Source organism: Bradyrhizobium sp. Pha-3, from assembly GCF_042258615.1.
Classification (GTDB): Bacteria; Pseudomonadota; Alphaproteobacteria; order Rhizobiales; family Xanthobacteraceae; genus Bradyrhizobium.
The window spans coordinates 5231896-5243784 of the sequence record NZ_CP170152.1; the positions used below are offsets into that span (position 1 = coordinate 5231896).

An 11889-nucleotide genomic window follows, 5' to 3' on the forward strand; every position below is an offset into this window, starting at 1 on the left:
GTTCCCGCCGCGCGAAACCTGACTGACGAGATGTTCTCACCCTCCAGCGCCCGGCCTGGCGGCATCCGCCATCGGATGACGATCGCTCATGCGATCCGGCACGCACTGCTGCTGTGCGGGCTCGCCTTCGTGCTGGCAGCCTGCAGCTCGCTGCCGCGGATGCCCTACACCGCGGCCGACGCCGCCACTTCGCGGGTGCTCGATCTCGACGGGCTGCGGCGCTACGCCGACGAGCCGGCGTCCAAATTCCGGCTCGAGCAGAGCGACCACGCCCCGATCAAGACCTATCTCGCCCTCTCCGGCGGCGGCGCCGACGGCGCCTATGGCGTCGGTGTCCTCAACGGCTGGACGGCGGCCGGCAACCGTCCAAACTTTTCGGTCGTCTCCGGTGTCAGTACCGGCGGACTGATTGCGCCCTTTGCATTCCTCGGCCCGCGCTACGACGATGCGCTGAGGGAGGTCTACACGTCAGGCATCGCCGAAAGCCTGCTGCAGGACCCAAGCCTGATGCGGGTGCTGTTCGGCTCCGGCCTGTTCGGCAACAAGCGGCTGCGCGAGCTGGTGGCGCGTTACGTCGGCCAGGACATCCTGAGCGAGGTGGCGCGCGAAAACGCCAAGGGCCGGAAGCTCCTGATCGTGACCACCGATCTCGATACCCAGCGCACGGTGATCTGGGACATGGGACGGATCGCCGCCGTCGGAACGCCGGAGGCGCTGCAGCTGTTTCGCGACGTGATGGCGGCTTCCGCCAGCATCCCGCTGGTGTTTCCGCCGATCATGATCGACGCCGAGGGCCAGGGTCGCCGCTTCCAGGAGATGCATGTCGACGGCGGCGTGACCGCGCCGGTGCTGACGCTGCCGGACGCGCTGCTGTTCCGAGAGCGTGCCTGGCCCGCCAATGGCCGCATGAACATCTACATCCTGGTCAACAAGAAGCTCGAGGGCAACTTCGAGCTGGTGTCGAACTCGACGATCGACGTCGCCTCGCGCAGCATTTCCGCGATCACCCAGGCGCAGACGCGCTCGGTCATTCTCTCGACCTATGATTTCGCCCGCCGCAACCGGCTGGGCTTCCATCTGTCCTACATCGAGCGCGACTATCCGGCGCCGGAAACCCAGGGTTTCGACACCGCCTATATGCGCGCGCTCTACCAGCACGGCTACGAGAAGGCCGCCGCGGGGCAGGCCTGGACCGCGACGCCGCCCTAGCCGGGCCAGCCCCCGGTACCACCGAATGGACGAATCCGCATCGCGCGGGTTATAGACCGGACAGACCCGTCCGAACGCACAACGAGATGAATGGGCAATGGGATTGACGGCAACCAAGGCCAAGGCGGCCAAGCGCGGCGTGATCAAGTCACGCGGCGGCCGGCCGACCCGGGATGCTGCGATCGAGCGCGACCAGCGGCTGATCGAGGTCGCCACGCGCCTATTCCTTGAGCGCGGCTTCGATGCGACGTCGATCGACGCGGTGGCGGAGGCCGCCCGCGTCAGCAAGCCGACTGTCTACGGACAGTATGGCGACAAGCGCGGCCTGTTCACCGCGGTGCTCAGGCGCGAAATTGCCCGCTGGCTTGCCCCGCTCGCCGCCGCGGCGGCCGAAGCGCAGGCCGGCGGCAGCTGCGATGGTTCGGTCGAGGAACGGCTGATCGAGCTCGGGCGCCAGCTGCTGGTGCTGAACTGCAGCGCCGACTCCATCGCCTTCAGCCGGATCCTGACCGCGCAGGCAATCAATTTCCCCGAGGTCGCCAAGCTTGCCGTCGACGAAGGCTGGTCGAAAGCGGTGTCGACGACGGCGGATTTCTTCGACCACCTGGTCGACAACGGCGCCCTCGACCTCGAGGACACAACGATCGCGGCCGAGACCTTTCTCAACATGGTGGTCGGCCACACCCACAGGATGGCGACATTCGGGATTGTGATCGACATGAAAGCCGCCGTAATGCGGATGGAAGTCTCGATTCGGTTGTTCCTCGCCGGTGCCGTGGGACCGCGGGACCGGCTGCGCGCCGCCGGCAAGGCACGTCGCCGACCGGCGCGCTGACCGTTTTATAGGATCGTTTCGTCGTCCTACACGTTGCCGTGATGAGTCTTGAATAAACAGAACGAAACCGTATTGTTTAGTTACAAAGAGACGCTCGGCCCGGATCGCCCCCCAAGGGTTCTGCGTCACCTTGTAACTTCGATCGTCACGACGGAGCTGCCGCCATCGCTCCGCCTGAACGTTCGGCGGCCGACCTCTGACTAACAAAGGTCGGCCGCACCTTTCTCGGCCCGCCCCTCGCGCTGCGAACGCGGGTTCATGCGCGTGCACATGTTCAATACAGGTTCGACGATGAGGACAGGACGATTGCGCGCACTGAGGCATTGGGCATTGGGAGCGCGGCTGCTTGCAACCGCGCTGCTGGCGCTGCCCTTCGCGTCGCCTGCCTATGCGATCACGAGCTCGGCTGCCGCTGCGCTCACCCCGCAGGACAGCGACAGCGCGCTCGACGTGCATGCGGTTCGCCGCGAGCTCGACAGCTTCCAGTCCGCCCAGATCTCGCTGCGCAAGGCGATGGCGATTGCGGAGGCGCTGCACTCAGGCTCGATCACCGCCGACATCAGCTTCGACGGCGCGTCGGATCCAGCAGTCTACCGGGTCAAGACCATGCAGCAGAACCGCATCTGGCAGCATGCGATCGACGCCTCGACCGGCCAGGTGGTCGGCGGCGAGCCCCCTTCGCCGCTGGCCTCCCTCGGCGCCGAAGACCGCGACAATCTCGTTGTGCTCAGGGCGCTGCGGCATCGGCTCGCCGATGCTGTGCGCGTCGCCGAGCACACGACCTCGGGCAAGGCGATCAGCGGCGGCTTGATGCGCGAGGGCGGCAAGCTCAATTTCGTCATCGTGGTGCTGACGGGCGGCGATCTGAAAGAGGTGATCCTCGAGCCGCCCGGCGCGCGCCGGCGCTGAGAGCGGCGCGGGCGCTGCCAGGTTCTCCCTTGCCGAGTTTTCACCCAAAAGCCGTTGACGGACGCCGATCTCTGCCGCATAAGTCCGCACCATGATCACCGCGACCAAACGCACCACCAAAACCACCAAGCCCTCTGGGGCCTCGGGAGGCGTGCGCGCGTAGTCGGTCGTACAGCATCATCTCTACCCGAAGCCCCGCCTGATGAAGGTCCGGGGCTTTTTTGTTGCCCGCGTCATGCTCAAATTCGAATGGAGGACAAAGTGAGTAACGATCCCGTCGTCGCGATTGTCGGCGTCACCGGCGCAGTCGGCGCCGAATTCATCGCCACCATGGACAAGCGCGGCTTCCGCGTCGGCAAGCTGAAGGCGCTGGCGAGCGCCCGTTCGGCCGGCAAGACCGTCAGCTTCCGCGGCAAGCCGGTCGTGATCGAGGAACTGACCGAGCGCGCTTTCGAAGGCGTCGACATCGCGCTGTTCTCGGCCGGCAGCGGCATCTCGAAGAAGTTCGCACCTGTTGCCGTGAAGTCCGGCGCCGTGGTGGTCGACAATTCGTCGGCCTTCCGGATGGATCCGAACGTGCCGCTGGTGATCCCCGAGATCAACGCCAACCGCATCCGCGACCACAAGGGCATCATCGCCAACCCGAACTGCGCCGCCATCACCGCGCTGGTGCCGCTGTGGCCGATCCACCGGAAGAACCGCATCAAGCGCGTGATCATCTCGACCTACCAGGCCGCAAGCGGCGCGGGAGCAGCCGCGATGGAGGAGCTCGTCGAATCCACCCGCGCCAATCTCAACGGACAGGTCTATACCCCGAAGGTGATGCCGCACCCCTACGCCTTCAACCTGTTCAACCACAACACGGCCATCGATCCGGAGACCGGCTACAACGACGAAGAGACCAAGGTCATCAAGGAGACCCACAAGATCTTCGAGGACGACAAGATCGCGGTCGGCGTCACCTGCGTGCGGGTGCCGGTGCTGCGCGCGCATTGCGAGGCGATCACCTTCGAATGCGAGAAGCCGATCACCGAGGACCAGGTGCGCGCGATCATGGCGCAGGCGCCGGGCGTCAAGATCGTCGACGATCGCGCCAAGAACTACTTCCCGATGCCGATCGACGCCTCCGGCCAGGACGACGTGCTGGTGGGCCGCATCCGCAAGGATCTCAGCGACCCCAGCGGGCATTCGATCTCGATGTTCGTCGCGGCCGATCAGCTGCTCAAGGGTGCTGCGCTGAACGCGGTGCAGATCGCCGAGCTGCTGCCCGAACGCGCGATGGCGTGAGACGACGAACTGCGCAGTTCGTAGATGGGTTAGCGAAGCGTGACCCACCCTACGCCTTTGCCCGGAACAGCAAACACGCATCGCCGTACGAATAGAACCGGTAGCCGTCGCTGATCGCGTGCGCGTAGGCACGCTGCATCGTCTCGAGGCCGGAGAAGGCCGAGACCAGCATGAACAGCGTCGAACGCGGCAGATGGAAGTTCGTCAGCAGGATATCGACCGCGCGGAAGCGATAGCCTGGCGTGATGTAGATCGAGGTTTCCGCCGCAAACGGCTGGATGGTGCCGTCGGCATTGGCGGCACTCTCCAACAGCCGCAGCGACGTGGTGCCGATCGCGACGATCCGGCCGCCCCTTGCGCGCGCGGCATTCAAGGCAGAAGCGGTCTCGGCGGTGATGCAGCCCCATTCGGCATGCATCTTGTGCTCCGAGGTTTCCTCGGCCTTCACCGGCAGGAACGTCCCTGCCCCGACATGCAGCGTCAGGCGATGCAGCGCGACGCCGCGGCTCCTCAGCGTGGCCTCCAGCGCCGGCGTGAAATGCAGCCCCGCCGTCGGTGCAGCGACCGCGCCTTCATTGGCGGCGAACATGGTCTGGTAGTCGCTGACGTCCTTCTCGTCGGGCGTGCGCTTGGAGGCGATGTAGGGCGGCAGCGGCGTGGCGCCGACATCGGCGATGGCCTGGTCGAGCACCGGACCATGGAACGAGAATGACAGCGTCACCTCGCCCTCCTGCCCCTTGGCCTCGACCGCTGCATCGAGATTGCCGAGCAGGCAGACCTTGCCCTCGTTGCCAAAGCGGATGGTGTCGCCGGGTGCAAGCTTCTTCGCCGGCTTCACCAGCGCCTGCCAGCGCGAGCCGTCGAGCCGCTTGATCAGGGTCGCGTCGATCTTCGGCTCGGTCTCGCGCCCGATGCGGCGGCCCTTGAGCTGGGCCGCGATCACCTTGGTATCGTTGACGACGATCTGATCGCCCGCCTCCAGCCAATGCGGCAGGTCGGCAATCGTGGCGTCGCGCAGCACGCCGTCCGGATGCACCACCAGCATCCGCGCGGCATCGCGCGGGCTCGCGGGACGAAGCGCGATGCTCTCGGGCGGCAGGTCGAAATCGAAGAGGTCGGTGCGCATGGCGGAGATAGTCATTGCCGGGCATAGCCGTTCGAAGAACGGCGTCGCTTCCGCTCGCCTATGCCCCGGCAATCCATCACTTACGGAAAAGCGTTTCGAAAGATGGATGCCCGGGTCAAGCCCGGGCATGACGATCTTGATTTTACGCCGCGTCGGCGGCCATGCGCGCCTTGACGATCTTGTCCGGATCCTTCACCGGCTCGCCGCGCTTGATCTTGTCGACGTTCTCCATGCCCTCGGTGACCTTGCCCCAGACCGTGTACTGGCCGTTGAGGAACGAGGCGTCGTCGAAGCAGATGAAGAACTGGCTGTCGCCGGAATCCGGATTGGCGGCGCGGGCCATCGAGGCGGTGCCGCGGACATGCGGCTCCTTGTTGAACTCGGCCTTCAGCTTCTTGCCGGAGCCGCCCATGCCGGTGCCCTGCGGGCAGCCGGTCTGCGCCATGAAGCCGTCGATCACGCGGTGGAACACGATGCCGTCGTAGAAGCCTTCGCGCACCAGCTCCTTGATTCGCGCGACGTGGCCGGGCGCGAGATCCGGGCGCATTTCGATCGTGACCGGGCCCTGGGTGGTTTCGAGGATCAGAGTATTTTCGGTAGCAGCCATGCTCGCTTCTCCTGGCTTCGGGGTGGATATTTCTTGTTCCTGAACGGGATCGCGAATGGGCGGCCCGCAACCGCGCCGCCCAGGCTCTCGGTAAATGGCATCGGCGTGCAGCGTTGCAACGCCTCCATCACCGCGACCCGGTAGGCGATCCGGTCGTTGTCGGTCGCTTCCTGCGATTCATAGCTGATCCTGGGATGCCCGAGGATCGCGCCCTCACGGTTGAAGCTGACAATGACGGTAATGTCGATCGGAGCGGCCTTGTCCGCCGGCGGCGGCCGCCAGCAGCGATGGATCGCCAGGACAACGTCCCGGATCGTATTGAGTTGCTCCGGCTCGGCCGCCGCCGATCCGGTCAGCGCGAGCCACAGCACCAGCGGCGCGGCGAACCAGGCAAGTGGCTTGCTGCGCGCCGCCATCGCCGATCACTTGATGTCGGATGCGACCTGCACCTTCACCATCTTGTCGGGATCGGTGACGGCACCGCCCGGAGAGCCCGCGGGAGCCTTCTTCAGCTTGTCGACCACGTCCATGCCCGACACCACCTCGCCGACCACGGTGTACTGGCCATTGAGGCTCGATCCGTCGGCGAACATGATGAAGAACTGCGAATTGGCGCTGTCGACACTGTCGCCGCGCCGGGCCATGCCGACGATGCCGCGCTTGAACGGGACCTGCGAGAATTCCTGCTTGAGGTTCGGATATTTCGAGCCGCCGGTGCCGTTGAAGTTCTGGCCGTCGCCGGTCTGCGCCATGAAGCCATCCATCACGCGATGGAACGGCACGTTGTTGTAGAAGCCCTCGCGTGCCAGCTGCTTGATGCGCTCGGCGTGCTGGGGCGCGATGTCGGTGCGCAGCTTGATGACGATGCGGCCCTTGGTGGTGTCGATCACGATCGCATTGGCCTTGTCGAGATTGGCAGGCAGCGGCTGCGCGACCGCAGGCACGACGCAGAGCAGCGCGGCAACGAATGCAAGAATGCGGATCATGGAAACTCCGGACCTTTGACGTTCTGGGTGTGGCAAGCCACCGGCATCAGCCGGCGAACTTGGCCTTCAGGCTAGCGGCGACTGATGACGGCACGAATGCAGAGAAGTCGCCGCCCATCTGGGCGATTTGGCGCACCAGTGTGGCGGTGATCGGGCGGACCGCGACCGACGCCGGAACGAACACGGTATGCACCTCGGGCGCCATCGCCTCGTTCATGCCGGCCAGCTGCATTTCATAGTCGAGATCGGTGCCGTCGCGCAGGCCGCGAATCATCAGCGTGGCCTTGGCCGCGCGCGCGGCCGCGACCGTGAGGTTGTCATAGGTCGAGGCCTCGAAGGCGCAGCCCGCCTTTTGGGCAATCGGGTCGAACACCTCATGGACCATGGCCAGCCGTTCCTCGGTGGAGAACAGCGGCTTCTTACCGGGATGGACGCCGATGGCGACGATCAGGCGGTCGCAGAGGAAGACGGCCTGTTTCACCACGTCCAGATGGCCGTTGGTGACGGGATCGAAGGAGCCGGGATAGATCGCGATACGGGACATGGTCCCTCCTAACCCGCCCGGCTCTCCCCGGCAAGCCGCCCAGGTTCCGCTCGCCGCGCGAAATAAATACCTGCTCGTCCAGTGAACGAGTCCTGGGATGCCAGCGTCTACGTGGGTGAATGTTTCGTCGGCCGCTGGCGGACGAAACAAAACCGGCCCGCGATGAAACCATTTTCCACCCTGGCGAAGGCACCAGGAAACGTGCGGCCGGTAGACATTGGACAACGAAACGACGGGCCCGGGGGGCCCGATCATATAGGGACCGTCATGATCAAGGCACTTTCCGCTATCACCGTTGCTGCGTTCATTGCCGCCGCGCTCACCGTTCTGCCGGGCTTTGCGCCGCAGGTGGAAGCCTCCACCCCGCAGCCGCTGGCCAAGAGCGACCGTCTCGACATTCACTCGGTCGGCAAGGACTGCTCGCAGCAGGCCTGGCCGAATTTCGAGGCCTCCTGCCTGCGCAGCGCCGGCAACAAGACGGTGGTTCGCGAAGCCCGCCTCGTCACCGCCGATCGTACCCCGTAGGTGATTTGAGGACACTCGGCACTGGTCCAGATGCAGACGACCAATCCCGACAAGTTGCATGGGCGTCGCCAAAATATCGAAAACAACCCCATGCAAAGTAGCTGCCCATCGCAGCAACCCGAAGCGATCGCCTTGCCGCTCCGGCGCGATCAGAGCGGAAACCCGCCCGTCAGTTCGGTGTAAGCTCAGTCCGTCACACAAAACCCAATGGTAATTTGCGACGTCCCGTCGCAGACTATCGTCTAAAGCGCCCGCCAGGATGATCCGGAGGGCGCAAGCCATCAGGGGATTGCCGTGACCAGTACGCCCGCCATCGTTTCTTCTGGCCATCCTCCCAGCAGTCCGCTCCCGGTCGCGGTCACACTCGGTGCCCTGGGTGTGGTCTACGGCGACATCGGCACCAGCCCCCTCTACGCCCTGAAGGAAGCCGCCAAGGCCGCCGCCCATGGTGGTCCGCTGACGCAAAGTGCCGTGCTCGGCGTGGTCTCGCTGATCCTGTGGGCGCTGATCCTGATCATCTCGGTCAAATACGCGATGCTGATCCTGCGCGCGGACAACCGCGGCGAAGGCGGTATCGTCGCGCTGCTGGCGCTGCTCTCGGCGCGCAATGCGGCGCCCGGCACCTGGCGCTCCCATCTGCTGGTCGTCGGCCTGATCGGCGCCGCCCTGCTCTACGGCGACGGCGCGATCACACCGGCGATTTCAGTGCTGTCGGCGATCGAAGGCCTCAAGGTCGACGCGCCCTCGCTGACGCCGGCGGTGGTGCCGCTCACCGTCGTGATCCTGATCGGCCTGTTCTTCATGCAGAAGCAGGGCACCGGCTTCATCGGCAAAATCTTCGGCCCGGTGATGCTGTTCTGGTTCGCCGTGCTCGCAGCGCTCGGCATTCACGGCATCGTCAAGGCGCCCGGCGTGCTGGTTGCGCTGAGCCCGTTCTATGCGTTCGATTTCCTGATCCATCAGGATTTTCACGTCAGCTTCGCCATCCTCGGTGCCGCATTCCTCGCCGTCACCGGCGGCGAGGCGATGTACGCCGACATGGGGCATTTCGGCCGCTTTCCGATCCGGCTCGCCTGGTTCGCCGTCTGCCTGCCCGCGCTGGTGCTGAACTATTTCGGCCAGGCCGGTGAACTGATCAACGACCCCAATTCGATCGACAACCCGTTCTTCCAGCTCGCCCCCGACTGGGCGCATTACCCGCTCGTCCTGCTCGCAACCGTAGCGACCGTGATCGCCTCGCAGGCCATCATCTCCGGCGTGTTCTCGCTGACCCAGCAATCGATCCAACTCGGCTTCCTGCCGCGCATGCATATCCAACACACCACGAGCGACGCGATCGGGCAGATCTATGTGCCTCTGGTGAACTGGCTGCTCGCGGCCGGCACGCTCGGCGCGGTGCTGGCGTTCGGCACCTCCGACGCGCTCGCCGGCGCCTACGGCATCGCAGTGTCGCTGTTGATGGCGATCACCACACTGCTCGCCGCGCTGGTCGCGATCCAGTGGGGCTATTCGCCGATCATCGTGGTCGCGGTGAACGGCTTCTTCTTCATCATCGACGCGATCTTCTTTGCGGCGAACACCGAAAAACTCTTTGAAGGCGGCTGGTTCCCGCTGCTGCTCGCGGCTGCCGTGGCGTTCCTGATGATGACCTGGCGCGGCGGCGTGAAGCTGGTCGAGAAGGCGCGCGGCAAGCTGCGCCAGCCCGAAGAGGATCTGATCGAGACCGCGGTCAACAAGTGCAGCGCCCGCCTGCCCGGCACCGCGGTGTTCCTGGCCTCGGCCCCCAACGGCGTGCCGCTCGCGCTGACCCAGTTCGTCAAGCACAATCACGTGCTGCATCAGCGCGTACTATTGGTCACCGTGCAGATCGAGGAGCGGCCGCGGATTCCCGACGAGGAACGCGCCGACGTGAACGAGATCAGCCCGGGTATCACCCGGATCATCCTGCACTACGGCTTCATGCAGTACCCGACGATCTACGAAGGGCTGCAGCTCGCCTGCCGGCAGGGCAAGCTGCCCGGCATCGATCTCTCCGACGTGACCTACTATATCGGCCGTGAAACCATCATCCCGCGCGAGGACGTTCCGGGCATGTGGGTGTGGCGAGAATCGCTGTTCGCCTTCCTGCAGCGCAACGCCGAGCGCTCCGCGGCCTTCTTCGGCGTGCCGACCGGTCAGGTGGTGGAGTTCGGCACCGAGATCGAGATTTGATCGAGCGGCTCGCGTAGCCCGGATGCAGCGAAGCGTAATCCGGGACCGTTGATGCTGCATCGACGGACCCTCATTGACCCAAATCGGGCAAGGACATCCGAGGGGCTTAAGGTCTATTCGCCCGCCGCGAGACGACGAACGCCGGATGCGGTCAGGCCGAGTTCTCCGAGCCGTCTGACTGCGTAGCCGAGACCGACAAGGCGCTCCCCGTGCGATTGGGGAATCTCCCGTTGCGCTTCGCCTTTGCCGACCTCGACGAGGGAGGCGAACTCGTCCGAACTGAGGGCTTGGGGATCATGCGTCATGAAGCGGCCTCGTCGGTCCAGACCTTGAACGAAATCAGCGTGTTTGGCCCAAACGTCTGGGTGATCGGAACGTCGGAGGCATCCCGTCCCTGTGCGATCAGAACCCGGCCGATCCTCGGCACGTTGTTGCGCGGATCGAACATATGCCAGCGGCCGCCGATATAGGCCTCGAACCAGCCGGCGAAATCACCAGCCGCCCAGGGCAGCGGGGTGCCGATGTCGCTGAGATAGCCGGTGCAATAGCGCGCCGGAATGTTCATGCAGCGGCAGAAGGCAATAGCGAGATGCGCGTAGTCGCGGCATACGCCCTTGCCTTCGTCGAAGGCCTCCCGCGCCGTCTTGGTGGCGCGGGCGTGCTCGTAACCGAAAGCGATGTGGCGATGGACGAAGTCGCAAATGGCCTGGACCCGCGGCCAGCCCGGAGGTGTGCCCTCGAACAGCTTCCATGCGATTTCTGAAAGCCGGTCGGTCTCGCAATAGCGGCTGCCCAGCAGATAGACCAGCGTGTCGGCCGGCAAGTCCTCGACCGCGTGCTGGCTGGCCGAAGCAAACACGGGATCAGGCTCGCCGCTGTCGCGCACAACGCCATCGGCCGCCAGACGCATCGGACCGGCCGGCGCGACAATACGGCTGCACCAATTGCCGAATCCGTCGCGATACGGCGTGATCGGCACCGCGGGGGTGGTGGTCAGGTGGTCGGGGACGATGATATCGGACGCGCGCGTGAAGTGCGTGCCCAGCACCATGATCATGGGCGTCGGCTGCGGGAACTCGTAGTGCATTTCGAATCCGACGCGAAGCTTCATTCGAAATACATTCCTCTTTGTCCTACCGACATGGCTATGATGCGGTCGTATACAAGGTACGATCTGCCTGATCGGACAAATACCCGTATCGCGCGAGAAAGTGCTGGCTATTTGCTGCAATCGCGCGCAGGAACGACGCGGCTTGCCAGCGCGAGGCGAAACCCGACCAATGTTCCAGTCGGATGGTTGAAAGCCTCCTCCGTGCGTTCAAGACAGCTTCGAACGCACTCACCGAAAGAGCTTCATGCAAAATCTCTCGCCTCGTCACGTCAAGACCGAAGAGTCCGTGCGCCTCGGCGTGACGTCCGGTTGGTATTCCACAAAAGTCAGCGGAACATTCGTGACCGGCCCGCATGAGACCGAAGCCGATTGCCTGCGCAAGATCGCCGAGATCAATCCTCCCCCGCCGAGGAAGAAGAAGTAACTCCTGCGCAGCCAGATTGGGCGCATGGGCAAATGCCAACTCAGACGCATGTCGGCAAGATGGCCAAACAAACCCGCGTTCGCCTCCTGGAAGTTATCGTGAGTGCGCAGAAGGA

The 11889-nt window shown here is 64.6% G+C and carries 14 protein-coding genes; 7 read left to right on the top strand and 7 right to left on the bottom strand.

Translation table 11 applies throughout. The features are described from left to right. The first annotated feature begins 75 nt into the window (after positions 1 to 75). The 4 genes from ACE10Z_RS24950 to ACE10Z_RS24965 all read left to right on the top strand — a co-directional run bounded on the left by ACE10Z_RS24950 (position 76) and on the right by ACE10Z_RS24965 (position 4240). Positions 76 to 1209 carry a patatin-like phospholipase family protein gene (locus tag ACE10Z_RS24950; RefSeq protein ID WP_375789912.1) on the top strand — a complete coding sequence of 378 codons (1134 nt, stop codon included), beginning with the start codon at positions 76 to 78 and terminating at the stop codon, positions 1207 to 1209. A gap of 97 nt (positions 1210 to 1306) precedes the next feature. After that, entirely contained in the window at positions 1307 to 2044 is a 738-nt protein-coding gene (locus ACE10Z_RS24955; protein ID WP_375783136.1) for a TetR/AcrR family transcriptional regulator, read from the top strand. Positions 2045 to 2350: 306 nt separating this feature from the next. After that, a complete protein-coding gene (locus tag ACE10Z_RS24960; RefSeq protein WP_375783137.1) occupies positions 2351 to 2953 on the top strand; it encodes a PepSY domain-containing protein in 603 nt (200 codons plus the stop codon). 249 nt (positions 2954 to 3202) lie between these two features. After that, entirely contained in the window at positions 3203 to 4240 is a 1038-nt protein-coding gene (locus tag ACE10Z_RS24965) for an aspartate-semialdehyde dehydrogenase (protein ID WP_097672138.1), read from the top strand. A gap of 49 nt (positions 4241 to 4289) precedes the next feature. Here ACE10Z_RS24965 and queA read toward each other — a convergent pair whose 3' ends face one another. From queA to coaD, 5 genes are all read right to left on the bottom strand, one after another. Beyond that, positions 4290 to 5366 carry a tRNA preQ1(34) S-adenosylmethionine ribosyltransferase-isomerase QueA gene (gene queA, locus ACE10Z_RS24970; RefSeq protein ID WP_375789913.1) on the bottom strand — a complete coding sequence of 359 codons (1077 nt, stop codon included), beginning with the start codon at positions 5364 to 5366 and terminating at the stop codon, positions 4290 to 4292. A gap of 142 nt (positions 5367 to 5508) precedes the next feature. Continuing rightward, a complete protein-coding gene (locus ACE10Z_RS24975; protein ID WP_016846097.1) occupies positions 5509 to 5973 on the bottom strand; it encodes a peptidylprolyl isomerase in 465 nt (154 codons plus the stop codon). Next, positions 5949 to 6389, bottom strand: a complete 441-nt coding sequence (locus ACE10Z_RS24980) for a hypothetical protein (protein ID WP_375783138.1) — start codon at positions 6387 to 6389, stop codon at positions 5949 to 5951. The genes ACE10Z_RS24975 and ACE10Z_RS24980 overlap by 25 nt, the downstream gene beginning before the upstream one ends. 6 nt (positions 6390 to 6395) lie before the next feature. Then, a complete protein-coding gene (locus tag ACE10Z_RS24985; protein ID WP_173643492.1) occupies positions 6396 to 6959 on the bottom strand; it encodes a peptidylprolyl isomerase in 564 nt (187 codons plus the stop codon). A gap of 46 nt (positions 6960 to 7005) precedes the next feature. Next, positions 7006 to 7503 carry a pantetheine-phosphate adenylyltransferase gene (gene coaD / locus ACE10Z_RS24990; RefSeq protein WP_375783139.1) on the bottom strand — a complete coding sequence of 166 codons (498 nt, stop codon included), beginning with the start codon at positions 7501 to 7503 and terminating at the stop codon, positions 7006 to 7008. 267 nt (positions 7504 to 7770) lie between these two features. Here coaD and ACE10Z_RS24995 point away from each other — a divergent pair, with 267 nt between their 5' ends. Beyond that, entirely contained in the window at positions 7771 to 8028 is a 258-nt protein-coding gene (locus ACE10Z_RS24995) for a hypothetical protein (protein ID WP_375783140.1), read from the top strand. A 312-nt stretch (positions 8029 to 8340) separates the two neighbouring features. Beyond that, positions 8341 to 10239 carry a potassium transporter Kup gene (locus tag ACE10Z_RS25000; protein WP_375789914.1) on the top strand — a complete coding sequence of 633 codons (1899 nt, stop codon included), beginning with the start codon at positions 8341 to 8343 and terminating at the stop codon, positions 10237 to 10239. A 113-nt stretch (positions 10240 to 10352) separates the two neighbouring features. On the opposite strand, the gene ACE10Z_RS25005 is transcribed toward ACE10Z_RS25000, so the two are convergent. Together ACE10Z_RS25005 and ACE10Z_RS25010 are read right to left on the bottom strand one after the other, a co-directional pair. Then, positions 10353 to 10544, bottom strand: coding sequence for a hypothetical protein (locus tag ACE10Z_RS25005; RefSeq protein ID WP_375783141.1), 192 nt, complete (start codon positions 10542 to 10544; stop codon positions 10353 to 10355). After that, entirely contained in the window at positions 10541 to 11350 is an 810-nt protein-coding gene (locus ACE10Z_RS25010; RefSeq protein WP_375783142.1) for a transglutaminase family protein, read from the bottom strand. The genes ACE10Z_RS25005 and ACE10Z_RS25010 overlap by 4 nt, the downstream gene beginning before the upstream one ends. 244 nt (positions 11351 to 11594) lie before the next feature. Between ACE10Z_RS25010 and ACE10Z_RS25015 the strand changes: the two genes are divergently transcribed. Further along, a complete protein-coding gene (locus ACE10Z_RS25015; protein ID WP_375783143.1) occupies positions 11595 to 11774 on the top strand; it encodes a hypothetical protein in 180 nt (59 codons plus the stop codon). The last annotated feature ends 115 nt before the right edge of the window (positions 11775 to 11889 follow it).

Coding starts and splice junctions, on each gene's coding strand:
- ACE10Z_RS24950 (WP_375789912.1), top strand. CDS start 76: ATGACGATCGCTCATGCGATCCGGCACGCACTGCTGCTGTGCGGGCTC.
- ACE10Z_RS24955 (WP_375783136.1), top strand. CDS start 1,307: ATGGGATTGACGGCAACCAAGGCCAAGGCGGCCAAGCGCGGCGTGATC.
- ACE10Z_RS24965 (WP_097672138.1), top strand. CDS start 3,203: ATGGAGGACAAAGTGAGTAACGATCCCGTCGTCGCGATTGTCGGCGTC.
- queA (WP_375789913.1), bottom strand. CDS start 5,366: ATGCGCACCGACCTCTTCGATTTCGACCTGCCGCCCGAGAGCATCGCG.
- ACE10Z_RS24975 (WP_016846097.1), bottom strand. CDS start 5,973: ATGGCTGCTACCGAAAATACTCTGATCCTCGAAACCACCCAGGGCCCG.
- ACE10Z_RS24980 (WP_375783138.1), bottom strand. CDS start 6,389: ATGGCGGCGCGCAGCAAGCCACTTGCCTGGTTCGCCGCGCCGCTGGTG.
- ACE10Z_RS24985 (WP_173643492.1), bottom strand. CDS start 6,959: ATGATCCGCATTCTTGCATTCGTTGCCGCGCTGCTCTGCGTCGTGCCT.
- coaD (WP_375783139.1), bottom strand. CDS start 7,503: ATGTCCCGTATCGCGATCTATCCCGGCTCCTTCGATCCCGTCACCAAC.
- ACE10Z_RS24995 (WP_375783140.1), top strand. CDS start 7,771: ATGATCAAGGCACTTTCCGCTATCACCGTTGCTGCGTTCATTGCCGCC.
- ACE10Z_RS25005 (WP_375783141.1), bottom strand. CDS start 10,544: ATGACGCATGATCCCCAAGCCCTCAGTTCGGACGAGTTCGCCTCCCTC.
- ACE10Z_RS25010 (WP_375783142.1), bottom strand. CDS start 11,350: ATGAAGCTTCGCGTCGGATTCGAAATGCACTACGAGTTCCCGCAGCCG.
- ACE10Z_RS25015 (WP_375783143.1), top strand. CDS start 11,595: ATGCAAAATCTCTCGCCTCGTCACGTCAAGACCGAAGAGTCCGTGCGC.